At 65.8% G+C, this 25,477-nt stretch carries 25 protein-coding genes; 7 read left to right on the top strand and 18 right to left on the bottom strand.

Annotated features, from left to right (window positions below):
• Positions 1–14: 14 nt before the first annotated feature.
• Complete coding sequence (locus ACYVHH_RS17090) at positions 15–2,567, bottom strand: bifunctional diguanylate cyclase/phosphodiesterase (protein ID WP_460566430.1); 2,553 nt, start codon at positions 2,565–2,567, stop codon at positions 15–17.
• Between the two features lie 190 nt (positions 2,568–2,757).
• Here ACYVHH_RS17090 and ACYVHH_RS17085 point away from each other — a divergent pair, with 190 nt between their 5' ends.
• Complete coding sequence (locus ACYVHH_RS17085) at positions 2,758–3,285, top strand: DUF2889 domain-containing protein (RefSeq protein WP_460566428.1); 528 nt, start codon at positions 2,758–2,760, stop codon at positions 3,283–3,285.
• Positions 3,286–3,300: 15 nt separating this feature from the next.
• On the opposite strand, the gene ACYVHH_RS17080 is transcribed toward ACYVHH_RS17085, so the two are convergent.
• Positions 3,301–3,945: a glutathione S-transferase gene (locus tag ACYVHH_RS17080; RefSeq protein WP_460566426.1), complete on the bottom strand. Its 645-nt coding sequence runs from the start codon at positions 3,943–3,945 to the stop codon at positions 3,301–3,303.
• A gap of 176 nt (positions 3,946–4,121) precedes the next feature.
• Here ACYVHH_RS17080 and ACYVHH_RS17075 point away from each other — a divergent pair, with 176 nt between their 5' ends.
• Complete coding sequence (locus ACYVHH_RS17075) at positions 4,122–5,150, top strand: DUF475 domain-containing protein (protein WP_460566424.1); 1,029 nt, start codon at positions 4,122–4,124, stop codon at positions 5,148–5,150.
• A gap of 13 nt (positions 5,151–5,163) precedes the next feature.
• Here the strand turns inward: ACYVHH_RS17075 and ACYVHH_RS17070 are convergent, their stop codons facing one another.
• Positions 5,164–5,826, bottom strand: a complete 663-nt coding sequence (locus ACYVHH_RS17070; RefSeq protein WP_460566422.1) for a GntR family transcriptional regulator — start codon at positions 5,824–5,826, stop codon at positions 5,164–5,166.
• A gap of 71 nt (positions 5,827–5,897) precedes the next feature.
• Positions 5,898–6,452, bottom strand: a complete 555-nt coding sequence (locus ACYVHH_RS17065) for a hypothetical protein (protein ID WP_460566420.1) — start codon at positions 6,450–6,452, stop codon at positions 5,898–5,900.
• Between the two features lie 92 nt (positions 6,453–6,544).
• On the opposite strand from ACYVHH_RS17065, the gene xdhC reads away from it, so the two are divergent.
• Complete coding sequence (gene xdhC, locus ACYVHH_RS17060) at positions 6,545–7,390, top strand: xanthine dehydrogenase accessory protein XdhC (RefSeq protein ID WP_460566418.1); 846 nt, start codon at positions 6,545–6,547, stop codon at positions 7,388–7,390.
• Here the strand turns inward: xdhC and ACYVHH_RS17055 are convergent.
• From ACYVHH_RS17055 to ACYVHH_RS16995, 13 genes are all read right to left on the bottom strand, one after another.
• Positions 7,380–8,177 (bottom strand): anti-sigma factor family protein, encoded by a 798-nt coding sequence (locus ACYVHH_RS17055; RefSeq protein WP_460566416.1) that lies wholly within the window; start codon positions 8,175–8,177, stop codon positions 7,380–7,382. The genes xdhC and ACYVHH_RS17055 overlap by 11 nt on opposite strands.
• A 13-nt stretch (positions 8,178–8,190) precedes the next feature.
• Positions 8,191–8,712 carry an RNA polymerase sigma factor gene (locus tag ACYVHH_RS17050; protein ID WP_460566415.1) on the bottom strand — a complete coding sequence of 174 codons (522 nt, stop codon included), beginning with the start codon at positions 8,710–8,712 and terminating at the stop codon, positions 8,191–8,193.
• Positions 8,713–8,729: 17 nt separating this feature from the next.
• On the bottom strand, positions 8,730–9,125 hold the full coding sequence (locus ACYVHH_RS17045; protein WP_460566413.1) for a COG4315 family predicted lipoprotein: 396 nt from the start codon (positions 9,123–9,125) through the stop codon (positions 8,730–8,732).
• Between the two features lie 84 nt (positions 9,126–9,209).
• Positions 9,210–10,937 (bottom strand): diguanylate cyclase domain-containing protein, encoded by a 1,728-nt coding sequence (locus ACYVHH_RS17040; protein WP_460566411.1) that lies wholly within the window; start codon positions 10,935–10,937, stop codon positions 9,210–9,212.
• A gap of 26 nt (positions 10,938–10,963) precedes the next feature.
• The gene (locus tag ACYVHH_RS17035; RefSeq protein ID WP_460566409.1) at positions 10,964–12,367 is read right to left on the bottom strand and encodes an oxygenase MpaB family protein; all 1,404 of its coding nucleotides are present in this window, start codon (positions 12,365–12,367) and stop codon (positions 10,964–10,966) included.
• A gap of 7 nt (positions 12,368–12,374) precedes the next feature.
• Positions 12,375–14,036, bottom strand: coding sequence for a response regulator (locus ACYVHH_RS17030; RefSeq protein WP_460566407.1), 1,662 nt, complete (start codon positions 14,034–14,036; stop codon positions 12,375–12,377).
• Between the two features lie 68 nt (positions 14,037–14,104).
• Entirely contained in the window at positions 14,105–15,634 is a 1,530-nt protein-coding gene (locus ACYVHH_RS17025; protein WP_460566450.1) for an 8-oxoguanine deaminase, read from the bottom strand.
• Positions 15,622–16,488 (bottom strand): urease accessory protein UreD, encoded by an 867-nt coding sequence (locus ACYVHH_RS17020; RefSeq protein ID WP_460566448.1) that lies wholly within the window; start codon positions 16,486–16,488, stop codon positions 15,622–15,624. The genes ACYVHH_RS17025 and ACYVHH_RS17020 overlap by 13 nt, the downstream gene beginning before the upstream one ends.
• A 23-nt stretch (positions 16,489–16,511) precedes the next feature.
• Positions 16,512–16,991 carry a nucleoside deaminase gene (locus tag ACYVHH_RS17015; protein WP_460566405.1) on the bottom strand — a complete coding sequence of 160 codons (480 nt, stop codon included), beginning with the start codon at positions 16,989–16,991 and terminating at the stop codon, positions 16,512–16,514.
• 18 nt (positions 16,992–17,009) lie between these two features.
• Entirely contained in the window at positions 17,010–17,777 is a 768-nt protein-coding gene (locus tag ACYVHH_RS17010; RefSeq protein ID WP_460566403.1) for an ABC transporter permease, read from the bottom strand.
• A 13-nt stretch (positions 17,778–17,790) separates the two neighbouring features.
• Positions 17,791–18,636, bottom strand: coding sequence for an ABC transporter ATP-binding protein (locus ACYVHH_RS17005; protein WP_460566401.1), 846 nt, complete (start codon positions 18,634–18,636; stop codon positions 17,791–17,793).
• 70 nt (positions 18,637–18,706) lie between these two features.
• On the bottom strand, positions 18,707–19,738 hold the full coding sequence (locus ACYVHH_RS17000; protein ID WP_460566399.1) for an ABC transporter substrate-binding protein: 1,032 nt from the start codon (positions 19,736–19,738) through the stop codon (positions 18,707–18,709).
• A 225-nt stretch (positions 19,739–19,963) separates the two neighbouring features.
• Positions 19,964–20,695: a Crp/Fnr family transcriptional regulator gene (locus ACYVHH_RS16995; protein ID WP_460566397.1), complete on the bottom strand. Its 732-nt coding sequence runs from the start codon at positions 20,693–20,695 to the stop codon at positions 19,964–19,966.
• 74 nt (positions 20,696–20,769) lie between these two features.
• Here ACYVHH_RS16995 and ACYVHH_RS16990 point away from each other — a divergent pair, with 74 nt between their 5' ends.
• On the top strand, positions 20,770–21,450 hold the full coding sequence (locus tag ACYVHH_RS16990) for a hypothetical protein (protein WP_460566395.1): 681 nt from the start codon (positions 20,770–20,772) through the stop codon (positions 21,448–21,450).
• A 31-nt stretch (positions 21,451–21,481) separates the two neighbouring features.
• On the opposite strand, the gene ACYVHH_RS16985 is transcribed toward ACYVHH_RS16990, so the two are convergent.
• Positions 21,482–23,788: an NADP-dependent malic enzyme gene (locus ACYVHH_RS16985; RefSeq protein WP_460566393.1), complete on the bottom strand. Its 2,307-nt coding sequence runs from the start codon at positions 23,786–23,788 to the stop codon at positions 21,482–21,484.
• 138 nt (positions 23,789–23,926) lie between these two features.
• On the opposite strand from ACYVHH_RS16985, the gene ACYVHH_RS16980 reads away from it, so the two are divergent.
• The 3 genes from ACYVHH_RS16980 (at position 23,927) to ACYVHH_RS16970 (ending at position 25,389) form a co-directional block, all read left to right on the top strand.
• Positions 23,927–24,316 (top strand): DUF2946 domain-containing protein, encoded by a 390-nt coding sequence (locus tag ACYVHH_RS16980; RefSeq protein ID WP_460566391.1) that lies wholly within the window; start codon positions 23,927–23,929, stop codon positions 24,314–24,316.
• Between the two features lie 130 nt (positions 24,317–24,446).
• Positions 24,447–24,929 carry a copper chaperone PCu(A)C gene (locus ACYVHH_RS16975; RefSeq protein ID WP_460566389.1) on the top strand — a complete coding sequence of 161 codons (483 nt, stop codon included), beginning with the start codon at positions 24,447–24,449 and terminating at the stop codon, positions 24,927–24,929.
• Between the two features lie 43 nt (positions 24,930–24,972).
• Positions 24,973–25,389 (top strand): DUF2946 family protein, encoded by a 417-nt coding sequence (locus tag ACYVHH_RS16970; RefSeq protein ID WP_460566387.1) that lies wholly within the window; start codon positions 24,973–24,975, stop codon positions 25,387–25,389.
• The last annotated feature ends 88 nt before the right edge of the window (positions 25,390–25,477 follow it).

The following is a 25,477-nucleotide window of genomic DNA, read 5'->3' as shown; positions in this document are numbered from 1 at the left end:
GGTAATTGCCGGGGTCAGGGCAGGTTGCGGAAGATGGGGAGGTCAATGATCTCGTCTGCCGGACAAGGGCGGCCAAAATGGTAGCCCTGCAGAACGTCCACGCCCAGCTCGCTCAGCAGCGTGGCTGTGTCTTCGTCTTCCACGCCTTCTGCCACGGTGCGCAGCCGGAGCGCCTTGGCCAGGCTGACAATGCCTTGCACCAGCCGCAGCCCCTCTGGGGTGTGCACGCGCCGCACGAAAGAGATGTCGATCTTGAGTTCGCCGATGGGCAACTCGTGCAGCTGGGACAGGGAAGCGTAGCCGGTACCGAAATCGTCGAGGGCGAGGGTGAAGCCCGCCTGTGCCAGTTGTCGCAGCCGTTCCTCGGCGAATTCCACGTCCATCAAGGCGACGGATTCGGTGATTTCCAGCACCAGCGCGTCCGGGTGGAGACCATGCTCGGTCAGGTCCCGCATCATGGCGTCAACAAAGTCCGAGGCGAAGAGTTGCCGCTTCGAGATGTTGATGGACAGCATGAGGTCGGGGTGCGTCTGGCGCCACTGCCGGAACTGCGCAAAGGCCTGGCGCTGCACGCTCTGGCCCAGCTCGCCGATGAGCCCCAGGTTTTCGGCCATGGGGATGAAGCTGCCGGGCGAGATCCATCCGAGGTCGGGGTCGTGCCAGCGAGCCAGGGCCTCCATGCCCACCAGCCGCTGGCGCCCTTGTGCGTCACGGCGGGCGGATACCAAAGGCTGGAACCATACCGTGATGCGGTTTTCACGTACCGCCTGGGCCAGCCGGTTCTGGATGTAGAGCTCTTTCTTGCCCAGGCCCTTGCTGGACATGTCGGAAAACAGCTGGAAGTTGTTGCGGCCCTGGGATTTGGCGTAGAACATGGCGCGGTCGGCCTGGGCCAGCAGGTGGTCCACGTCACCATGGGTGTCGTCCTCGGGGTAGATGGCGATGCCCATGCTGAACGTGGCGTTGATGGCGAGCTCGTCCAGCGTGATTGTCTGACGCATGGCATCGATCATCTTGCGCGCCACGTTGCGTGCGTCATCCACCGAGCTCAGGCCGGGTAGCAACACCACGAACTCGTCGCCGCCCCAGCGTGCCAGCGTGTCCACTTCGCGCAGACAGGCCTTGAGGACCTGGGCCAGCGCCAGCAGATAGGCGTCACCGGTCTTGTGGCCGTAGGCGTCGTTGATGTTCTTGAAGTGGTCCAGGTCGATGAAGCACACGCCCACGTGCTGCCCGTTGCGGCTGGCGTGCTGGATGGCCTGTTTCAGACGGTCTTCCAGCAGGACGCGGTTGGGCAGGCCGGTGAGCGCGTCGTGCAGGGCCATGTGGGTGATGTGCCGTTCCTGCAGGTAGCTCTTGGTGATGTCTCGAAGAACACCCCGGATTCCGCAGTTCTGGCCCTCCTCGTTGCGCTCCACCACGAATCGGCATTCGATCCATTGGGCGGGGCGTGTACCCACCTGCAGCCTGAACCGTCCCTTGAACTCGTCTTTGTGGCCAGAGGTGAGGTCCTGGAGGTGGCGGGCGAAGCCGTCGCGGTCTTCCTCGTGCATGTAGCCCACCAGGTTGGACGAGGCGTTGGCGGGCAGGCCCATGAGCCGCCACCAGCCATTGTTGGCGTTGAGGATGCGGCCTTGCGCATCCAGCTCCAGCACGGCTTCTTCCAGCAGGTCCAGAGTGCGCACAAAGGCTTGCTGTTCGGCGGCACGGATCTTTTCCCGCCCCAGCGCGACTTGCAGGGCGGCGAAGGGGGATCGCACGCTGTCGACAAAAACCGCCCGGTAGATGAAGTAGTAGCTGACGATTTTGTAGAGATGCCCCGTGGCGTTGACGAGATCAGTGACGCGGCCGTACTTGGTGAAGTACAGCTCCGACATGGCGGCGATGGCTGCGGCGGCGTACAGATCGACCGTGCTGTAGGAAACACTCTGGCCGGATTGCCGGTAGAACAGCAGGGCCGCCATGCCATAGGTGGCGACCAGGGTGTATTCGATGGCGATTTTCAGCGGCGTGAGGCCCTGCCCAGGGATGAAGAAATCGGGAATCCATTCCGGCCGGAAGAGCCCGACCCAGCAGACCACGGCAACGTAGCCGAGAACGCCTGCCAGGATGCCGTACCGTGCCTGTGCGCTGCGCAAGGGATGCCAGGGGCGCAGGGCGACCAGCAGCAGGCCCACAGCGGCCAGTGCGCGTGCGGCAAGCCAGAAGTTGATGGCCTTCTGCGGGCTGGCGGTCGTGACCATGTGGGGCATGCCGTCGTAGGACAGCGTGTGGACATAGTCGATGAGGCCGGTGCCCAGCAGGACGGCTCCGAGCAGGACGATGTTGCCGGGGCGGTCCGCCGCGCGGGCGTGCCAGGCGATGCCGAACCCCAGCAGCGCCACGACGATGGAGCCGAATTCCAGGGTGGTGTGAAGCGGCAGAAAGTAGGACGCGGGAAGGTCCAGCGCCAGCGTGCCCGTCCACAGCGGAATGCTCAGCAGCAGCATGGCCACCACCCAAGTGTTGGCTTGTTGGCGTCCGCGTTCACTGACGACCGGCGAGGCGAGGGACAGCACGTTCTGCATGGTGGCGTTGGGGGAATGCTTGGTGAACCGTACGGAGTATATGTGTCAGATCGGCATGGATTCACCCCGCCTGCAGCCCTGGTGACAGCAGGGGTGGCCAAGTTTTGCAAAAATACAGGGTTTACCCGAGCGCCAACCGTATTGCCGAGGTCCTGAATTGCCACTGCCCACGCCTGCTTCCCGCAAACACATGCACACCCGCCGTGTGGAGTACCGTGGTTTTTTGCGCGAGGACGGCCTGTGGGACATCGAGGGCGAGCTGCATGACAGCAAACCTCACGCCTTTGAGATCAAAGGCGAGGGCGAGTGGGCGCCAGGCGAGGCCGTGCACCACATGTGCATCCGGGTCACGCTTGACAACCAGATGGTGGTGCAGGACATCCAGGTGTCGATGGACAGCACCCCGCACGCCCCTTGCCCCCAGGCGGCCGAGCCGATGCGGCGCATGATCGGGTGCCGCATGGGTGGCGGATGGCGCCAGGCCATCGAGCGCAACCTGGGCGGCATACAGGGCTGCACCCATTTGCGCGAGCTGCTCTACAACATGGCCACGGCGGCTTTCCAGACCATGGCCGAGGTGGCGTTTGCCGTGCCGTCGCAGGACCGGCCGCCGGCTCACCTGGGCAAATGCCTGACCTGGGACTTCAACAGCCCCGTGGTCGAGCGTGTCTACCCGATGTTCTTCCGCTGGGAGCCGCCGGCCAAGCCAGCGGCCTGAGTGCGGCGTTGCGGCTCAGCGCCTGTAACGCTGCATCAGCAGTTCGGTGTTGGCCTTGCGGTCGGCGTTGATGGTCTGCACGTTCGGTCTTTCACCCATGCGTTTGAGGTAGTCGCGCACCGGCAGGTCTGCCAGGAAGTCCCGCCCGAGGACGATTTTGGTGGCGCTGGCCACCAGCGGCAGGTGAACGATGGCCGCGCAGTCTGCCAGGGTGAACTGCTCCCCCGCGATGTAAGGGGAGAAGCGAGCCAGTCTGGCAAAGGCCGCGACGTTTTTCTCCAGCTGCTCGGCCACCTTTTGTTTGACGCCCTCGCTGACCTGCCCGCCGAAGAAGGCCTGGGGGTATAGCTTGCGGGCTTCCAGTTCAAGATGCAGTTCGAGGAAGGTGTTGACCTCGCGCACCTTGGCACGTGCGAAGGGGTCTGACGGCAGCAATGGATGTGCGGGGTACGCATCTTCCAGGTATTCGGTGATGACTGCCGATTCGCACAGTGAACCCTGGGGCAGCTGCAGGTAAGGCACCTTGCCCAGCGGTGTGCTGTCGAGGTCGGTTTCACCAACCCAGCAAAGGGATTCTTCGAATGGGATGCTCTTTTCCAGCAAGGCGAGCTTGACCTTGTTGTAGTAATTGCTGGCAGAAAAGCCACAGAGCTTGAGCATGGATCACTCCTGTCGGATGTAGGCGGACGCGCATCATCGCCTGAACGCCCGGCGCCCGCTGTCAGCTTTGCGTCAAGCCCCGTGGCTGGTTCTACGCAGTATCCACCATGCCGTGTGCCGGTAATTGGCGACAATTGGCGCAGTTCAACCATGGGGCCGCGTGGCGAGCCTGGGCAATGAAAGAATTCAGATTCTCGTTTTTCGTGACTTTTGTCTGTCTGGCGCTGGCGGCCTGGTGGGGGTCGCAATCGAGCATGGGACTGTGGACGGCGCTCTGGGTGGCCTTCGTCCTGGCGGTGCTGGAGGTGAGCCTGTCTTTCGACAACGCGGTGGTCAACGCGGGCGTGTTGCGCGACATGAGCCAGTTCTGGCGGCAGCTGTTTCTCACGGTGGGCATCCTGATTGCCGTGTTCGGCATGCGGCTCGTGTTTCCCATCGTGATCGTGAGCACATCGGCCGACATAGGTGCCTACGAGACGATGCAGTTGGCGCTGCGTGCGCCGGAGCAGTATTCGGCGGTGTTGACGAGTGTGTACCCGGTGATTTCTGCGTTCGGCGGCATGTTCCTGTTGCTGGTGTTCCTGAATTTCCTGTTCGACAGCAACAAGGAGACCCACTGGCTGGGACCGCTGGAGCGGCGCCTGGTGAAGGCGGCGAAGTTCGACGAGATCAGCGTTTTCATCGCGCTGATGGTGGTGTTCTCGACCCGTTGGTGGGTGCCAGAGGCTGACCAGGATCGCGTTTTCGTGGCGGGGGTGCTCGGCATTCTGCTGTACCTGGCTGTCGACGCCGTGGGTGCCATGTTCGAGGATGAAGAAGAGGGCGAGGCCGTGGTCAAGACCGTGCAGCGCTCGGGCTTTGCCAGTTTTCTGTACCTGGAGGTGCTCGATGCCTCGTTCTCGTTCGATGGCGTCATCGGCGCGTTTGCCATCACCAAAGACGTGGTCATCATCATGCTGGGGCTGGCCATTGGCGCGATGTTCGTGCGCTCCATGACGGTCTATCTGGTCAACCGGGGAACGCTCAATCAGTTCATCTACCTGGAGCACGGAGCCCACTACGCTATCGGCGCCCTGGCGGCTGTGATGATGCTGGGAACGGTGGTTCACGTTTCAGAGGTGTTCACCGGTCTTGTCGGGGTGGCCTTCATCGCGGCCTCGGTGTGGTCCTCGGTGCGTCACAACCGGCAGCAGAAGCTGATCTGATTGCCGGGCCTGTTCAGGCCAGTGCCAGGGCAATGTCTGCCGTAGGCAGCTGACGGTCAAAAGTGAGGTTGGCCATGACGTTGCGCAGGTGCGTCTCCATCAGATGTACTGCCCGGGCCTCGTCGCGGCGGGACATGGCTTCGACGATGAGCATGTGCTCGTCGTTGGAGTGTGCCGCTGCCCTGCTGCTCTGGTACATCAAGGTGATGAGCGCGCACCGGGAGATGAGATCGCGCAGCAGGTCTGCCAGCACCTGGTTGCCCAGCAGTTCGGCCATGCGCACGTGAAAGTCACCCAGCAGTTCGGTGCGGCCGGGCACGTCGTTGCTTTGTACGGCCGCGCGCTCCTCGGCCACATGGGCTTCGAGCGCCAGGATCTGCGCGGGGGTGACCTGACGGACGAAGGCCCGGGTCATCTCGATTTCCAGCATCCGCCTGACCTCGAACACCTGCAGGGCCTCTTGCGCCGAGGGCGTTGCCACAAAGGCGCCACGCGCGGGTTCCATCTTGATGAGACGGTGTTGAGACAGCTGGAACAGGGCTTGCCGGACCAGTGTGCGCGATACGCCGAAGTGGTCTGCCAGCCGTTGTTCGGCCAGTTTGGCGCCGGGTTGCAGGCGATGCTCGACGATCGCGCGCGTGAGCGAGTCGACGATCTGGCGGGTGGTGGTGGCCATGTCGCGATGATAGCCACAAGGCATGGCCCGCCGCGCTGGGTAGCTCTGCGTGGCGGGCGAGTCAGACGGACTCAAAGCTGGGAGCGCTGGCCTTCGGTGAGGGTGTCGAGCTGGAACAGGCCGCTCTTGTCCCAGAGCCAGGTTTCGGTGTAGGTGACACTGCCCAAACGCCGGGGGGCCGGGAACGGGGCTGCTGCGCGCACCGTGCGTTCGATTTCCGCCATGACGGCGGGTACGTGGCGGGGCGCGCGCATCCAGTCGAGACGGCGTACGTTGCCCCGGGCATCGAGTTCCACCTGGAGGACACCCACCGCCTGCAACAGCGGCGGCATCTTGCCTTTGTAGATGCGGTGACGGTTGAGCTCGTAGAGGTGGGTGGCGGCGTCGCGCCGGTATTCGCGTGCTGACGCGGCCAGGGAGACCTTGCCCGCCGGTTCGGCAGGCGCCGGCACCGCCACGGGTGGTGCCACGGGCGCGGGCGCGGGCGCCTCTGCAGGGGGCGTTGGCGGCGGGGCCGCGCACGATGCCAACAGGGCAGCCACGCCAGCGGCGATGAGTGAAACGCCGCCGCGGCCGCGCCATGCGGGCAGGTGTGAGGTGATGGGAGGCAGGGGGGCGTGGCTCATGGCTTTTTCAGGGGTGAAGTATTCGCTGTCGCGTCGGCAGTTTATGCGCATTCGCAGAGCCAGTGTGCTACCAAACGCCGGATACTAGGGGCATGAACCGGTCGCTTTTTACAGGGCGTGATGCGTCTTACTTTTTGGAACGTCTGGCCATGGAGCCAGCGGTGCTTGTGTGCGTGGACGCAGTCCAGGGATCGGTCCCGCGTGAGGTGGGCGCCTGGATGGCGGTGTTTGCCAGCGGTGAGTCGATCGGCACGGTGGGCGGCGGGCATCTGGAATGGCAGGCCCAGCACTGGGCTGCCGAGGCCTTGGGCCAGGGCGTGCCGTCTGGCTGGCAGGAGGTGCGGCGGTTTGCCTTGGGCCCCAGCCTGGGCCAGTGCTGCGGCGGCGTCGTGCATTTGCGGGCACGGTGGGTGGAAGCCGCTGACATGACCACGTTGCAGCGCCTGCTGTGTGCCCGCGGCCACCCGGTCGCCTTGTTCGGTGGCGGGCACGTGGGCCGGGCCATCGTGGCGGCGCTGGCGCCCTTGCCGTTTGCACTGCGCTGGATTGACAGCCGCGACGAGGTGTTTCCACCTGATCTGCCGGATAACGTGGAGGCAGAGTACTCGGACCCGGTGCAGGCCGCCGTGGCCGGTCTGGCGCCGGGTTCGCTGGTGCTGATCATGAGCTTCAGCCACGCGGAGGATCTGGACATCGTTGATGCCTGCCTGCGGCGGCAGGCCCAGCGCGGGGACTTGCCCTTTGTCGGGCTGATCGGCAGCCGAAGCAAATGGGCGGCATTCCGGCACCGGCTGGAGGCGCGTGGGCATGGGCAGCAGGCGCTGGCGCATGTCACTTGTCCGATCGGGCTGCCCGGCATCACGGGCAAGCAGCCTGAGGTGATTGCAGCCAGTGCGGCGGCGCAGCTGCTGATGCAGGCGGAGCGGCTCAGGGCATGAGTTGCGGGTGTGCAGCGCTGGCCAGTTCGGCCAGACGGTTGCGCGGCAACTGGCCGCTGAGGGCGTAGCCCAGCGCTCCCTGGACCCAGTAGAAGGTTTGCGTGTCACCCCAACGGGCAAAACGGAACTCCCCGGTGGACTTGGCCGGGTCGGTGTCCAGCGTGGAGACGTGCAGCGTGACGCGGGCACCCTGGGCGTCTTCGTACATGAAAAGGGCGCGTGCCTGTCCAGCCTCACCCGGCAGGAGCCGCCCGCCAACGAGGTGGAAGCCCTGGGCGTCGAACACGGGCGCCTTCAAGGGGGAGCCCAGGCGGCGCGAGAGCCACTGCACCAAGTGTGCCTGCTGCTCGGCGTCCACCTCTACAGGGTGGCGTTTTTCCGGCACATAGACGACGTGGGCGACGCGTGCCTCGCGCACGAAACCGGGCACGCCGTTACCCGCCACCGATACCACCGACGGGTGGAACTGCCACCCCAGGCCAAAGCCCACGGCCAGCAGCAGGCCCGCAGCAATGCCCTGCGCCCAGGGGGCGGCCGACCAGCGTTGCCAGATGCTGCGTGGGCGCACCGCGCGCGCCAGTGCCAGCGGGATGGGTTCGTCGAGCACGTCACGCTCCAGCCCCTGCAGGGCATGGCGCTGTGCCTGCCACGCACGCACACGTTCGGCATCAGCCGGGTGGTGCAGCAGCCAGGCGGTAACGGCGGTGACCCGGTCCGGGGGCAACTGCCCGTCGACCCAGGCGTGAAGCTCGGCTTCCTGTACGTCAGAGGGGGGCTGGGGTTTCATCTCAAGGACCGTTTCATCGAACCACTTTGAGGGAGGCGGTGCGCGCAGGGGCCTGTGCCTCGCCTGCCATGAGGCTGCGCAACTGCTCGCGTGCACGCGACAGGCGAGACATGACCGTCCCGACGGGTACGCCGAGCACATGGGCTGTTTCGGTGTAGCTGAGCTCCTCCACGCAAATCAGCAGAACAACCTGACGTCCGGCTGGCGCAAGCCGGGCCAGTGCACGCTCCAAATCTAGCCGTTCCGGCACGTGGGACAGCGGGTCGTGGGCAGGTTCGGTCCATTCGTCGAGTTCTTCATGGGCGTCGTCGCGGCCATGATCGCGCACCTGGTTCAGGTACAGGTTGTGCATGAGCGAGAACAGCCAGCCGCGCAGCCCACTGCCGTCGGCACGCGGCTGCCACAGGCTCCACTTGCGGCAGGCGCGTTCCAGCGTGTCCTGCACCAGGTCGTCGGCGCGCGTGGCATCGCCGGTCAGCAGCCGGGCGTACCGGCGCAACCGGGGAATGTGGGGCAGTGCGCTTTCGATGCCCACGCGCGCTGATCCTGCGTTCAGGGCCTGGCCAGGCGCCAGGCGTTGTTGAAGCCGTCGCCGGTGCGGTCACCGGGTTTGGCATCCTTCGACCAGAAGTACAGGGGTTTGCCCTTGTGGGCGATCTGTTTCTGGCCATCGTCCCGGACGACGATGGAGAAGTCACCGCTAGGCTGGGCGTAGTCGCCCGCCAGCAGCGGGGGCCAGTTAGTGGCGCATGCGCCGTTGCAGACGCTCTTGCCGCTGCCAGCGGCGTCGCGGTCAAAGGTGTAGAGCGTCATGCCGTTGGCGCCGGTGAGCACACCGTCGTTGACCTTGACGGACGCGGGCATGGTCATGCTGGCGCAGCCAGCGCCAAGGGTGGCGGCCAGAAGGGCTGCAGGCATCAGGAGGCGAAGAAACGGACGGCGGTTCATGGGGCGGCTCCAAGGTTGAGGATAAACAGGCTTGCCCTACGTGAACACGGGCCGGGCCAGGTTTATTCCATGCAGTCCCAAAAATCACGCTGGGCTGGTGCAGCGGCGCAGGCAGAACTTGCCGCTTTGCTTGCCGGTGTACATGGCGGCGTCCGCCAGCCGCAGCAGTTCCATGCCGTCGGTGCCGTCCTGCGGGGCAACGGCGTAGCCTATGGTCAAGCCTACGGTGACCTGGGTTTCCTTGCCGATGGTGAACGGCTGGCGGAAGGCTTCCAGCAATTTCAGGCCCAGGTCCTGCGCCTGCTGGCCTGAGTGCAGTTTGGCTGCAACGACGAATTCGTCGCCCCCCAGGCGAGCCACCAGGTCCGCCTGGCGCAGGTGGTCTTGCAGTCTGCGGGTGACGGCGACGAGCAGTTCGTCGCCAACGTCGTGGCCGTATCGGTCGTTCACCGGTTTGAAGCCGTCCAGGTCCAGCAGGTACACGGCCAAGGGCCGTTGCGTTGTGCATTGCGTGAGCGCATGGGCCAGGGCCAGGTGCAGGCCGCGCCGGTTGGGCAGTCCGGTGAGCGGGTCGTTGTAGGCCAGCGAGCGCATGCGGTCGCGCTCCTGGTGGGCCGCTGCAGCGGCTTGCTGCATGGCCTTGGAGCGCAGACCCAGTACGTGCATGAACAGCAGCATGTCGAGCGTGGCGCCGAACTGGAGGGCGTGTTGCGTCCAGAAATTGACCGGCAGGCCGCCCTGAATGACGCCTGCCGAGATCCAGATCGACACGAAGTACACAACCCAGGCGACGAGCAGCGTGGCACCCATGGGGTCGCGCCGCCGGGCGAGGCGCCAGGCGCCGGGCATGCCGATGAGCGCGGGGGCCGGCCCGAGCACCGTGACGATGGCCGCCATGGTGCGGCTGTCGAAGGCGTCCAGACTGTAGGCCAGTGCCAGCAGGCATGCCAGCGCGGCGCCGCCCCGCATGAGGCGCAGCCGCCAGGGGCTGGGCAGGCGGGTTTGAAGAATTTCGCTGATGAAGAGAAAGCCGCCGAAGGTGGCCAGCATGGCGGAGAGCCCCCCCGAGTGGCGGGCGAGCCAGACGTTGCCGCCCCACAGGAACTGCGCGCCAACGCCGTGAAAATAAGCAGAGAACCACACGCTGCCACAGGTCATGACCACGTAAAGCAGGAACAGCGGGTCGCGCAGGCTGATCCACTGCAACAGGCTGTAGGCCATCAGGCACAGTGCCAGGCCAATGAGCAGGCCCTGCAGCATCTGTTCGCCCAGGGCCTGGTTGAGCAGGGCGGCGGGCTTTTGCACCGTGATGGGCAGGATGGATGCGCTGGTGGTCTCGACCCGGATAAGGACGTCGTAGGCCTGCCCGGGCCGCAGCTGCAGCGTCGCGGTGTGTGACAGGGTGCGGAGTTCTCTTGCCGTGTTGGGCTGCAGACTGCCCAGGGCAGCATGCTGAATGACCTGCCCGCTGTGCAGCACGTAAACGTCAAGCTGGTGCAGGGGAGGGTGGTCGACATCGAGCAGCCAGAGACCGTCCGACTGTGCAAGCACGTTCAATGGCAGATGCAGCCAGTAGGGGCGCTTCTGAATGCCCAGGGTGAGCCGCGGCCCGGCGGGCGGGGTGAACTGCCCGCGCAACGCGAAAGCTTCGAGCGCGTGCAGCGGCGAGTCAGGTTCCACCATCCAGGTGAGGGCAGGCCAGGCGTCGATGCGCGGGGTGGCGTCGTCCAGCACGAGCGCGGCTGGTGTTGCCCTCGCTGCCAGGCAAAACACCAACAGCAGCAGCCCGGCGCACCAGGAGGCGAGCCGCATTGGCTTGGGCAAGCTCGGGTGGCGGATCACGTTGCTGGCGACCCCGTGATTGCGGTGGCGCGTCCGGGCGCCAGCCGTCGCTCGACCGCGTGCAGCCAGACCGGCACGTGAGACGGCGGGGCCTCCGGCGAGACGGCGATCCTGATCTGGTGGAGCAGGTGTTCTGGCAGGGTGAGGGGGCGGGTCTCGTTCAGCAGCAGCTGGGCCATCAGCTGGCGCCCCATCACTCGGGTGACGGCCCCCGAGAGGGAGAAGCGCGGCCATACCAGCCTGGCCAGCGCATCGATTCCACGGCAGAGTGCCAGAACCAGCCAGAACAGCCCGCGTGAATACCAGGGGGCCTGTGCATTGAGCGACAAGGCACGGGCGGTGGCGGCGCCGCACAGCCGGCGTGTGAGCAGGCGGGGCCATGGCTGGATGAGTGGCCAGGGAATGGCGTTGCCCATGGTCTGCATGAGGGCCTCGGTGAGGGCCGGTCGCGGGTCGGGTTGAACCTGTTCGTTCATGCCGCTGGCCTGCATGGAAGAAAACAGTGCTTGACCCTGCTGCATGTCGTGTGCCATCAGGGTGGGCTGTATGCCCAGCACGTGGCCCGCCACGTTCCAGGCGTGCAGGTAGGCGTCCTCGTCTTCGGGGGCAAGGCCCACGCCCAACTGGCGCAGCCCCTGCAGAAACACATGACTGAAAGTGAGCAGCGTGTAGGCCTGCTCCTCCTGGTTGCAGGGCAGACCGAGACCGGCCACGTCCCAGCCCCGGTGGTACATCGTCTGGTGCAAGCCCCGGGCATTTTCCGGCAGCGGCAGCGGGGGCCGGATGGCGGCAGCGCCTGGCGCCACGGCCCGTTCTGGCGTTCCGCGCAGGATCAGGTGGCGAATGGTGGCGTGTATGAGCCGGACCTTGAGGATCTGCACGATGCCCGTTCCCTTGGCATCGGTCAGCCCGCCCGGCAGCATGACCGGGAAGATCATGGCCGCCGTGGAGCGGATACGGTGCTCCGTGTGGGCCTCCAGCTGGCCGGCAGTGTGCAGCACGAGCGCGAGATCGGGAATCACGTAGCACTGCGGCAGGCTGGCGCAGAAAAGCAGCGTGCAGGAAAGCACACTGTGGTCAAGGAAGACGTTCTCGGCCCTGCGGATCTTGTCGTTGTCTGCCCAGCCGGGCAGGTGGCGGGCCGCCTGCACGTAGTCGTTCAGGGCGCTGGCGATCTCGCGGTCTTCATCGCTGTCGCTACCGGGCTGGCAGGGGTCAGCCAGGCTGGCGTTGTCGCTCCACTGCGCAAGCAGGCTGTTGGCCTTTGCTATGCGGCGCCAGGGCGGTGCGTCCGGGGACCAGGGGTGGGCATGCCCCTGGCCAACGATGCGCTCGACGATGCCGTCGGCCAGAGGGTCGGCATGCAGTTGAAGGTTGTCGGGTATGACGGGGTTCACCATGCCGACATCATGCCTCAGCGGGTTTCGCATCCATCAGCCGCAGGCTCACCCCACCGGACTGGCGGAGGTTCTTGTCGCCGATGGCCGGCCGGTTGGCATGCGTCTGGTAGCGGGTGCGCAAGGCCTGGACTTCTGTGGCCAGGGATTCGGCGTCGTCGATGCGGTCCTCGTACCGTTTGAGCACGCCCCATGCGGATTCGATGACCTTGGCGTTGCAGGTCTCCCGGCCTTGCGCCAGCAGTTCGGCCACGGCTGCGCGCGGGTTGCCCGCCAGGCTCTGGCGCATGGCGTGCTCGATGATGGCGACGACCTCGGAGTACATGGTGGTGAGCCTGTCGGCGTAAGGCTGGTGCGCGCTGGCAGACTGCGCCAGCAGCTCGGTCAGGGCTTTGGATGTGCAGAAGCGCCGGCCAAGCACGACGACCCGGTCCTCCACCTCGTCGATCTGGATGGCTTGCTCGGCCATGGCACCCAGAAGTGTCATCAGGTTGCAGGCAGCCTCGAAGTCGAAGTCCTCGGCGGTGATCTGGCCCATCATGGCGCGGACCATCTCCAGGACCCGGGCAATCTGGGCGTCCATCAGTTGCAGGGCGATCTGGAGCACGTCCAGCAGGCGGCGCAGGCGCAGCGAGGTGGGGTGTCTCTCCGTCATGTTGGCGACGTCGTCTAGGCAGCGTTGCAGGCCCTTGCGATCATTCGCCTTGAAGCGCATGAAACCGAGCAAGACGAGCGACTGGGCGTCGAACATCTTGGAGTCCAGCCCCAGGCGGACCGCGCGGGAGAGCATTTCGTCCGCCACATCGGCCTGCCCGCAGTAGTGCGCCAGCATGCCCAGGCGTTGCAGCCGGCTGATGGACGCCGGCGTCATGTCGGTGGCCATCTTGTAGGACTGCATCGCGGCCTCGAAGTTGCCCAGCTCGATCTGGGCGCGGCCCATCACGTCATAGGCATCGGCGTAGCCCGGCTCGGCGTTGATGAGCCCGTCCAGGGTGGAGGCAGCTACCTGCGCGTGCCCCTCCTCAAGCTGGACGCGCGCCACGCCCAGCTTTGCCCAGGGCACGGTTTTGGCGGCAATCACTGCCTCGTAAAGCTTTTGCGCGGCGTCGTACTGTTCCGTGCGCAGCAGGAGTTCGGCACCGACACGGGCCGCATAGAGCCAGTATTCCCCGCGTTGAGAGAAACGTTCCAGGCAAAGGCGCGCAGCGGTGCCGAAGTCTTGCGCTTCTATGGCTGTGAAGATGTCGCGCAGTGCCACCTTGCGTTGGCGTGCCTGGTATATGCGCTCTTCCAGGCGTGCGGCGGTGTAGGGTTTGAGCAGATAGGAGTCGAGCGCCGACTCGGCCGCCTCGGCGACGCGGGAGTACTTGGCTTCGCCGGTGACCATGATGAACACCGTGGCGAAGGGCAGCAGGCCGCAGCGGCGCAGGTCGTCCAGCAGATCCTGCCCCGTGGTCGTGTCGTTGGGGAAGTTCTGTTCACACACCACGATGTCGAAGGTGCGGAATTCAAGCTGCCGCCGGGCATCCATCGCGCGGGGGCTCTGCAGAACGGTTTTCAGCCCCAGGTCGCGCAGTTGCGACACGAGAATGCCGCGGGAGACAGGGTTGCCGTCCACCACCAGTGCGGTGGCGTTGCGCAGATCATGGGTCAGGGCCGAGTGCCGGTTCATCCCGGGTATTGTGACCGGAATACCCATGGGTGCCACAGGGATAACGCGCGGCTGGCCCGCACCGCGCGTTATCCCCTGCGCGCCGCTTGCGCCAGCTCGCGCGCCAAGTGGTTGTGCCGCTCCAGCAGCGGCCCCAGTTCCACCGTGGTCAGCTGCCCCTGGCGTACCACCACACGTCCGTTGACCAGCGTGTAGGCCGCGGTGGGGCTGGCGCAGAACAGCAAACTGGCCACGGGGTCGTGCACGGCGGCACCGGCAAAACCCAGTGTGTCCAGGTTGAAGATGGCCAGATCGGCGCACATGCCTGGGGCCAGGTGGCCGATGTCACCTCGGCCCAGCACTTGCGCCCCGCCGCGCGTGGCCAGCGCCAGCGCGTCGCGCGCGGTCATCTCGGCCGGGCCCAGGTCGCAACCGAAGAAGGTGCGGCCGCCGCGTATTTCGGGGGGCTGCAGGGCGCGGCCCACGCGGGCCAGCAGCAGGGCCTGGCGTGCTTCGTTAACCATGTGCGCGGCGTCGTTGCTGGCGCTGCCGTCCACACCCAGGCCCACAGGCACCCCCGCGTTCAGCATGCGGCGCACCGGCGCAATGCCGCTGGCCAGCCGCATGTTGCTGCAGGGGCAGTGAGCCACGCCCGTGCGCGTGGCTGCGAACAGCGATATGCCCTCGTCGTCCAGCTTCACGCAGTGCGCGTGCCACACGTCGTCGCCCAGCCAGCCCAGGTCTTGCGCGTACTGGGCGGGCGTGCGGTTGAACTTCTCGCGGCTGTAGGCGATGTCGTGGTCGTTTTCGGCCAGATGGGTGTGCAGGCGCACGCCTTGCGTGCCAAAGCGTTGGCGGTACGAGCGCGCCAGTGCCGCGCTCTCGCGCATCAGGTCCTGGCTCACCGAAAACGGCGAGCATGGCGCCAGTGCCACCTGCACCATCGCACCGTGACTGGCGTCGTGCCAAGTCTCGATCAACCGCTGGCTGTCGCGCAGGATGTCGTCTTCACGCTCCACCACGCGGTCGGGCGGCAGGCCGCCTGCGCTCTGGCCCACGCTCATGCTGCCGCGTGTGGCCACGAAGCGCATGCCGATGCGTTGGGCAGCTTCAATGCTGTCTTCCAGCCGCACGCCGTTGGGGTAGATGTAGAGGTGGTCGCTGCTGGTGGTGCAGCCCGACAGCAGTAGCTCCGCCATGGCCACCTGGGTGGATACCTGCACCATCTCGGGCATGAGCCCGGCCCAGATGGGGTAGAGCCCACGCAGCCAGCCGAACAGCTCCGCGTCCTGCACGCCGGGGATGGCACGTGTGAGGCTTTGGTACATGTGGTGGTGGGTGTTCACCAGCCCTGGCACCACCAAGTGCCCGCGCGCGTCGATCACCTCGTCAGCGCTGTCACGCTGTTGCGGCGTGAGCGCGCTGGCCGGACCTATCCATTCGATGCGGTTGCCGTGTACCAGCACGCATGCATCGCGCAACTCGCTGGCTGGGTCGGGCAGGGCAGGGTCGAAAGTGGCCACGCAGGCGGCGCGGTCGATGAGCAGGCGCTTGTCGGTCATGGAAGGAGTATGCGTCAGCCCCGGGCCACCCTGATGACCCACCTTTATACGCGCCAGACGCGCGGTTGTATGGTGCCCAGCTGCCAGGCGTGTTCGCGCAGCGTGGCCCACAGGGCTTGCCACAGCTGCATCACCGGCTCCACCTGTTGCGCCAAGGCGCGCACCACCAGCACATGGTCGTTGGGGCAGGTGGCGCCGCAGCGCGCGGCCAGTGGGTGCGCATCTATCTGCTCGCGCAGCAACTCCAGCAGCAGCTCGCGGCGCTCGCGCGTGAAAGGTGTGCCACAGGCCAATACCAGCGTGCCCAGGCAGCGCTGGCCGTCCAGGCCCAGGGGGCTGTCCAGCAGCAGCGTGTCGCTCGCCGCCATGCGGGCATGTTCCAGCCACCTGCCGGGCCAGGCCATCCGCTGCACAAAGCTGCCGCGCTCAAACGGCTGGTCAGATGCAGGCAGACCCAGGCTCAGCACGTCCCAGGCCAGCAGTTCCGCGCCTTCGGCCAGGTCCATCTCCAGGGTGTTCACGCCGTTGCAGCCGCTGTAGGCCAGTGTTTCCAGCGGCAGCCATTCCAGTCGCGCGCCACGCTCCAGCTTCAGACGCACGGTCTGGGTGGCCCGTGTGCCGTCCGACAGGTAAAAACGCGTGGCGCCGGGGGTGGACACCAGCGCGTGTGCGCCCTCGGCCACGCGCACGTCCACCGCCAAGTGGTCGCCTTCCACCAGTCCACCGGGCGGGTGCACGACCACGTTGTGGCAGATGCCAGGACCCTCGGGGTACAGGCTCTTGAAGATGCGCAGCGGCCCGTTGTGCCGGTAGTGCAGCACGGTGCTGGCGCCCTGGCGTTCGTAGTTCATGCTCAGGCTGGCCTGCCAAGCCTTGTGTGCCTGTGCGTGCTTGGGCGTGTGGGCGGCCATGTCTGGTGGACTCAGCACGTCGCTCATCGTCGCTCGCCCCAGAAGCCCCGGTGCGGCGCCACCATCTCGTCCACCAGGTGGGGCACCGGCCCCGTCACCTCAATGGCCTTTTGCCCACGTGCAATCACCTCACGGCAGGGCAGTGCCAGCGTGGGGTTCTCGTCATGGTTGCCCGTCAGCGCCAGCAAGGCTTCTTCGCTGGCGCCATAAACAATGCGCCCTATGTTGGCCCAGTAGATGGTGCCTGTGCACATGGCGCAGGGCTCGAAGGTGGTGACCAGCGTGCAATTCCACAGGTAGTCGCGCGGGTAGTTGAGCGACGCGGTGCGTGCCAGCGTGGCCTCGGCGTGGTGCACCGTGTCGATGTTGCCCTGTTCCGCCAGCACGGTGTCGCCGTCCGGTGCCACCAGCAGGGCGCCGAAGGGGTGGCGCCCCATGCTGGCCGCGCGCCGGGCCACGTCGTTGGCTCGCCTCAGGTGCCGTTCTATCTGCTGGGGTGTCATCGTGCCTGCCCAGCGGTGTCAAGCGCCCTGGCTGCCCCGGTGGGCCCAGGCGGTGGTGTGCTTTTCGATGAAGCTGAAGAGTTCGTACATTACCATGGCCATGATGCCCACCACCAGCAAGCCGCTGAAGGCCAGCCCCATCTGCATGGAAGAACCTGCCGAGATCAGCAGGTAGCCAATGCCTTCGTTCGAGGCCGTCATCTCCGACACTGTGGTGCCCACGAAAGCGAGTGTGATGGCCACCTTGAGCGAACCGTAGAAGTAAGGCAGCGAACGCGGCAGGCCCACCTTCACCAGCACGTCCCAGCGCTTGGCGCCCAGCACGCGCAGCACGTCTTCCAGCTCGGGTTCCAGCGTGGCCAGCCCGGTGGCAATGTTCACCATGATGGGAAAGAAGCTGATGAGGAAGGCCGTGAGGATGGCGGGCCCGATGCCGATGCCGAACCACACCACCAGGATGGGCACGAAGGCCGCCTTGGGCAGGGCGTTGAAGGCCGTCATCAGCGGGTAGATGGCCGCGTAGGCCAGCCGCGAGCTGCCGATCAGGAAGCCCAGCAGCACACCCACCACGATGGCAATGCCGAAGCCGGCCATCGTCACCCAGTAGGTACGCCACGCATGGCCGAGGATGGTGGTCTTGTGCTCCAGCGTCTGCTCCCAGATGCGCGAGGGGCTGGGGAAGATGAACTCCGACACCCCGAAGCCGCTGGTGATGACTTCCCAGACGATGACGATGGCCAGCAACAGCAGCAGGGGTGACCAGCGTTCGATGTGTTTCTTTTTCATGGGGACATTCCTGTCACTGGTTGATCGTCGCGCCAGCCTTGCGCATCGCGCCAATGTGGCCGCGCAGCTCGTGGACGATGTCGGTGAATTCGCGGGTGTAGGTGACTTCCAGATCGCGCGTGCGCGGGATGGGGATGTCGCGACGCACAACGAAGCGCCCCGGGCTCTTGCTCATGCAATACACCGTGTCGGCCAGGAACACGCTCTCGCGCAGGTCGTGCGTCACCAGGATCACGTTGAAACGCTGTGCCTCCCACAGGTCGCGCAGCGTGCACCAAAGCTCCTCGCGGGTGAAGGCGTCCAGCGCGCCAAAGGGTTCGTCCAGCAGCAGCATCTTGGGTTCGTGGATGAGCGCGCGGCAGATGCTGGCGCGCTGCTGCATGCCGCCCGACAGTTCCCAGGGGAATTTCTTTTCCATGCCGCCCAGGCCCACGCTTTCCAGCAGTTTCTTCGCGCGTTCTTCGAACTCCTTGCGGCGGTCTTTGAACTGGCTGCGGTAGGGCTCCACGATCTCCAGTGGCAGCAGCACGTTGTCCAGCGTGGTGCGCCAGGGCAGCAGCGATGGCGCCTGGAACGCCATGCCCGATATCTTCAGCGGCCCGGTCACGGGCTGGCCGTCGATGCGAATCTTGCCCATGCTGGGCATCTTCAGCCCGGTGGTCAGCTTCATGAAGGTGGACTTGCCGCAACCCGAGGGGCCGACGATGGCGATGAACTCGCCACGCCTGACCTTGAGGTTGATGTCCTCGACGGCGAAGATGTTCTTGGCCAGCAGTTCGTCGTTGTAGGCCAGCCATACCTGGTCGAAGTCAACGAAGGCCTCGTCGCTGCCGGCGGGCAGGGTGGGGGTGTCTTGCATGGGGGAAATGCCCTGAAAAAAGGGCCAGCCGCCCTGGGGTGACTGGCCCGGCTCGTGCGATTCGTCTGGCTTACTTCTTGGCCGGGGGCAGGATGTTCAGCTCGGCGGCAGGTGGCAGCATGGAGCCGTCCCACACGGCAGACGGGTTGATGCGGGTCTTGGTGCCGTAGGCGTCGGACACCTGCGAGGCCATCAGCGACAGGCGGCCGGGGTTGACCTGGCCAAAACCTTCCTTGCGGGCGTCAGGGCTGGCCACCACCGAGTCGATGGCCAGCTGCAGGCGGCGCGTCTCGAGTGCCACGTTGATGATGCCGTCGCGCGCCTTCACCGTGTCGATGCTGGCGGCAGGGTTGGCCATCACCTCCTTGGCACCCTTGGCGAAGGCAGACAGGAAGGCCTTCACGGCGCCCGGGTTCTCCTTGATCAGTTTGGGGCTGGCGATGATGACGTTGCCGTAGAGCTTCACGCCATAGTCGGCGTAGGGCAGGATCACCACGTCTTCTGCCTTGACACCGCGTGCCTCCAGGTTGAGCAGCGAGGTGAACGAGAAACCGGTGATGGCATCGATGTCGCCGCGCACCAGCATGGTCTCGCGCAGCGGGGGGTCCATGGAAGTCCAGGCCACGCTGCTGACGTTGTTGGCCTTCTCGAAGATCGGGAAAGCCTTGCGGCCAGCGTCGAACACCGGTGCGCCCAGCTTCTTGCCATTCAGGTCGGCTGGCTTGGTGATGCCGGACTTCTTCAGTGCCAGCACGGCGGCGGGGGTGTTGTTGTAGACCATCATCACGGCCACCGGCTTGTTGGGGGCGTCCGGGTTGTTGGCGTGGAACTCCATCAGGGCGGCCATGTCGGCAAAACCCATGTCGTAGGTGCCCGAGGCAACGCGGGTCACGGTACCGCCAGAGCCGTTGCCCGAGTCGATCGTCACGTCCAGGCCCGCTGACTTGAAATAGCCTTTCGCTGCAGGTTGCAGGAACAGCGCGGCAGGCCCTTCAAAGCGCCAGTCCAGCTGGAACTTGATGGCAGTCTGTGCATGGGCCGAGCCGAAGGCGGCTGCCGCTGCAAGGGCTGCGGCTGTCTGAAGGAATAGGCGCTTCTTCATGTGTGCTCCTGGGGCCCCCTGGCTGGGGGAATGCTGAAAGGAAACGACGGCAACCGTCACGGTGCAGGGGATGCAGCAAAAAGGGTGCCAGTATCCAAGCCATGCCCATGCCTGATTGAACACAGAGGTGTATACATTCTCCGGTCAACCAGATTGGTGCACATTGTGGCAAACCCTGACCGAAATGCACGGAAAAAGTGCGCCTCCCGCCTTTGGTGCGCAGCTTCAGCCCAGTCGGCGGGGATCGCTCAACGCTTCCAGGTCCAGCAGCTCCACTTCGGCGTAGTGACGCCGGATGACACCTTGCTGCTCCAGCATCTGCAGGGCCTTGTTGGCGCTCTGGCGGCTCACGCCCAGCATTTGCGCCATGGCTTCCTGCCCCAAGCGGATGCGCCGCCTGGGGGTGCCGGACCGGCTGCCGTAGCCCTGAGCCAGCAGCCACAGGCGGCGGGCCAGCCGTTGCTCGAGCGAAAGCAGTCCCCATTCCTCCAGCACATGGAAGGCAGTGCGCAGTTTGCGGCACGCCAGTTTTGCCATGTCGCGCCAGTCTGCCGGGTGCTGGTGGAGCCAGTCCAGCAGCGCCGCGTGTGGCACGACCAGAACAGAGGATTCGCCCCGTGCGGTGGCGTCGTGGGTGCGCGGCTGGCCGTCTATCAGTGAAATCTCACCAAACCACTGGTAGGGCTCCAGTTGGGCCAGCATGGCCGCCGCGCCGCTGATGTGTGTGGCACTGATGACCAGGGCGCCGGAAAGCACGCAGCACAGCCCCCCGGCGTTGTCGCCGCGGATGAACAGGGACTCGCCATCAGCCAGGCGTCGTTGCACACCGGTGGCCAGCAGGAATGCCTGCAGCCCGGCGGAGCAGCCTGCAAACCACTCGTCGCTCTGCAGCGCCAGCCGCAGGCCTGTGGCGGGCTGGGGGTTGGCGGAGTTTTTCCGGGACTGGGGTGCAGACATTGTCAAGATTTTGATGGTCGTTTGCGGGGCTGCCAACTAGCATCGGCCCGGATTCTCAACCACCCGGAACCTCCATGTCAGCCTGTTCACCTGCCGCCATTCCCGAACGCACGCCGCGCCCAGGCCGGGTGCCCATGCTGATCGCCGTCGCCTGTGCGGCGCTGTTGCTGGTGCTGTCCATGCTGGCGGCCTGGTGGAGCCGTGACTGGCCGGTGTTCTCCCTGTTGCCGCCGGGCGGCACATCCCCCGACATGCTGGAAACACAGCGGCAGGACTTGCATTTCACCTTTTTCACCATCTGGGCCGCGTTGTTGCTGGCCTTGCCCGCACTGGTGCTGTTCAGCTGGCGCCGCCGTTCACTGGTGGCGGCCAGCTGGTGGCTCGCGTTCTGGACGGCCGCGCTGGTGGTCTTCCTCGTGCATTTCTGCTGGGCCGTCTGGGTCATCTTCAGCGGCGACTGGTCGCGCATCCTGAACACCACGCGGGTTAGCGCGCCCATTCTGGACACGGTGTTCGCCGTTTGGTGGTGTGTGGATGTGCTGATCGCCTGGCTGTGGCGCAGCGAGTCCGCATGGGTGCGCGTTCAGCGCCTGTTGGTGCACGTGCTGGCGTTCGTGCTGTTTTTCATGGGGGCGGCGCGGGAAGGGGAGTTGGTGCTCTCCCGTCTGCTGGGCTGGGGGCTGGCGCTGGCCGTGGTGGCTGCGCTGGCCAGCCGGGGCTGGCGCCTGTTTCACCCTTCACGCCGGACTGCCTGAGCAAGCAGGCAGTCCGGGTGTTTGTCATGGCTCAGCGGCCAGGTGCACCCGCGTGGGCGGCAGCCAGCGCGGTCATGTTGAAGACGCGGCGCACCGTGGCGGCGGGGGTGAGGATGTAGGCAGGAGCCGCGGCGCCCATCAGGATGGGGCCCACCGTCACACCACCGCTGGTGGTGGTCTTGAGCACGTTGTAGAGGATGTTGGCCGAATCCAGGTTCGGGCAGACCAGCAGGTTGGCCGAGCCGGTGAGTGTCGAGTCGGCCAGGTACGCGCTGCGAATCTCGGGTTGCAGTGCGGCGTCGCCGTGCAGCTCGCCATCGCATTCGATGTCCGGGTGCTGCGCCACGAACAGGTCGCGGGCCAGGCGCATCTTGCGCGCAGATGCCCGCTTGGACGAGCCGTAGCTGGAGTGCGACAGGAAAGCCACCTTGGGCGGGATGCCGAAGCGCTGCACCTCCTGTGCGGCCATCCAGGCGATCTCGGCCAGTTGTTCGGCGCTTGGGTCCTCGTTCACGTAGGTGTCGGCAATGAACACCGGGCCGCGATCCGTCATCAGGGCGTTGACGGCGGCGTAGTTGCTCACACCCTTCTTCAGGCCCAGGATGCTGTCAATGCGCTCAAGGTGCGTGGTGTAGGTGCCCACCAGGCCGCAGATCAGCGCGTCGGCGTCACCCAGGCTCACCATCAGCGAGCCGATGATGGTGTTGGAGCGGCGCACTGCGGCCTTGGCTACCTCAGGTGTGGCGCCGTTGCGCTTCATCATGCCGTGGTAGTGTTCCCAGTACTGGCGGAAGCGCGGGTCGTCCTCGGGGTTGACGTTCTCCACGTCCACACCCAGGCGCAGCCGCAGGCCAGCCTTCTGGATGCGCGCGGCGATCACCGCAGGGCGGCCGATCAGGATGGGGGTGGCAATGCCCTCGTCAATGGCCATCTGCGCGGCACGCAGTGCGCGCTCGTCTTCGCCGTCGGCATAGGCCACACGCTTTTTGTTGGCGGGCAGGGCCTTGGCGGCGTTGAAGACCGGCCGCATCAGAATGCCGGTCTGGTAGACGAAACGGCCCAGGCTTTCCTTGTACGCCTCCATGTCGGTGATGGGGCGGGTGGCCACGCCGGAATCGGCGGCGGCCTGCGCCACGGCGGGCGCGATCTTGAGGATCAGGCGCGAGTCGAAGGGCTTGGGGATGATGTAGTCGGGGCCAAAGCTCAGGTCCTGGCCCACGTAGGCGGCGGCCACTTCGTCGCTGGTCTCGCTCTTGGCCAGATCGGCGATCTGGCGCACGCAGGCCATCTTCATTTCTTCGGTGATGGTGGTGGCGCCGCAGTCCAGCGCACCCCGGAAGATGTACGGGAAGCACAGCACGTTGTTCACCTGGTTCGGGTAGTCCGAACGGCCGGTGGCAATGATGCAGTCGGGGCGGGCGGCCTTGGCGACCTCGGGGCGGATCTCGGGCTCGGGGTTGGCCAGCGCCAGGATGATGGGCTTGTCGGCCATGGTCTTGACCATGTCGGCCGTGAGCACGCCAGGAGCCGAGCAGCCCAGGAACACGTCAGCGCCGTTGACCGCATCGGCCAGGGATCGGGCGCCGGTATTGCGGCAGTAGCGCTGCTTGGAGGCGTCGAGCTTGCCCGCCTTGGCATCTTCACGCTCGGTGTGGATCACGCCCTTGGAGTCGCACACCAGGATGTTCTCGATGTTCACGCCCAGCGCCACCATCAGGTCCAGGCAGGCAATGGCTGCCGCACCCGCGCCGGAAACCACCAGCTTGACTTCGCCGATGGCCTTGCCCACCAGTTCCAGGCCGTTGAGCAGAGCAGAACTGGAAATGATGGCCGTGCCATGCTGGTCGTCGTGGAAGACAGGGATCTTCATGCGCTCGCGCAGCTTCTTCTCGATGTAGAAGCACTCGGGCGCCTTGATGTCTTCCAGGTTCACGCCGCCCAGGGTGGGCTCCAGCGCAGCGATGATGTCCACCAGCTTGTCGGGATCGCGCTCGGCCAGTTCGATGTCGAACACGTCAACGCCCGCGAACTTCTTGAACAGGCAGCCTTTGCCTTCCATCACCGGCTTGCCGGCCAGCGGGCCAATGTCGCCCAGGCCCAGCACGGCGGTGCCGTTGGTGATCACACCCACCAGGTTGCCGCGGCTGGTGTATTCGGCGGCCATGGCCGGGTTCTCCTGGATGGCCAGGCAAGGGTAGGCCACACCGGGGGAGTAGGCCAGACTCAGGTCGCGCTGGTTGGACAGCGGCTTGGTCGGCTGAACGGAAATCTTGCCTTTGTTGGGGGAACGGTGGTATTCGAACGCTGCGTCGCGCAGCGCTTGTTCGGCTGGAGTCATGGGGGTGTGGCCGTCAATGTTTATGGTTTGAAACGAAAGGCCGCAGTCAGGAAAATCTGGCTGGGGCGAGGCGCGTCACAAGTGTACTCTTTGCCCTCCGGGCACTGTGTTTAAAGCCCTTCTGATACCATGCGGACCATGTTGAAATCGGCCAGGCGCAAACGCTGGACCGCATGGTTTGCCATGTGGTTGCTGGCGCTGAGCGCCTGCTTGCCGGTTGTGGCACAGGCCGTGGTGCGCGCGCAAGGCGGCACCGACTGGTTGCAGGTCTGCACCAGCACCGGCATGGTCTGGATGAATGCCCAGGGCGAGCAGCGCGACGCTGGCGAAGCCCCTGCCGCGTCCGGCACCGCTCAATGTGACTGGTGCCTGCTGCATGGTGGCGCAGGCGGGCTGCCTCCGGCGGACATGGCCGGTACGCTGCCCAGCGCAGCTGTGGCTACCTGGTTCGCGGCAGCACCTGCCGACCCCGTTCTGGCGGCGCTCTGGCCACCGGCCCAGTCCCGCGCCCCTCCCTTCACCGCCTGATTTCCTGCCCACCCCGCGCATGCGGGCCGTGGCGCATGCCTCTGGGCGCCGTCTGCGCGTCCCTTCACCAGCGCGCGTCCTTGCGGCGCGTCATCAACCTGTTCCATTCGTTTCATCCCTTGGAGTCATCATGAAGAAACTCATTGCCGCCGCCATGCTCGCCGTTACCGCAAGTGCCTGGGCTCAGTCCAACGTGAAAGTGGAAGACGCCTGGGTGCGTGGTACCGTTGCCCAGCAGAAGTCCACTGGCGCGTTCATGCGCCTGACCGCGCAGAAGGATGCGCGCCTCGTCTCGGCCAGTTCACCCGTTGCGGGCGTGACCGAAGTCCATGAAATGGCGATGGACAAGGACGTGATGCGCATGCGCGCCGTGGAGGCGCTGCCACTGCCCGCAGGCAAGACAGTGGAGCTCAAGCCGGGTGGCTACCACGTCATGCTGCTGGACCTCAAGGGCCCGGTGAAGGCGGGCGAAACCGTGCCGCTGACCCTGGTGTTTGAAGATGCCCAGGCCAAGCGCGAGACGCTGGAGCTGCAGCTTCCCGTGCGCGCGCTGGGCGCTGCCGCTGCCACGCCTGCCGAGGGCATGCAACACCAGCACGGCCACAAGCACTGACGTTCTGTACGGCCGCCTTACAGCCTTGCCGCACTGACCATTCATGGCCTTGACCCCGCACAAGCCACGCCCCGTCTCCACAAGATGGATGCGCTGGGCGTTGCTGCTCATGTGCGCGGCCACGCTCGCCCCCGGGGTATCGCGCTGGCTGGCGCATGGCGCGGGGTGGCAGATGGTGGAGATCTGCTCCGGCACGGGCGCTCGATGGGTCCTGCACGAGGGTGGTCCGGGCGAGCGGGCCGCCAACGCGAGACAGGCGGGCCCGGAGCAACTGTCTCACCTGCTCGACGCCTGCGGCTTGTGCCTGCTGGCGGCCGAGCGCTTTGCGCCGCTGGCTTCCCGCTGGCACTTCGACTGGGCGCCGGTACCCCACCCGGCGCAGCCAGCACACAAGGGGGTGCCGTTCGCTGCCCTTGCGGTTGCCAAGGCCTCGGCCCGGGGGCCGCCCCTCCTGTTCTGACATCCATTGCTCGCGAAACCCTGGCCCGTAGCGCGCCAGCGGTTCAGGCCTGCGCCAGTTTGCGCAGGGCCGGATTCAACGGTTCAGA

This window comes from Hydrogenophaga aquatica, assembly GCF_054780915.1.
Note: the sequence above shows the minus strand (reverse complement) of the source record. Positions and strands in the feature narration are given on the sequence as shown.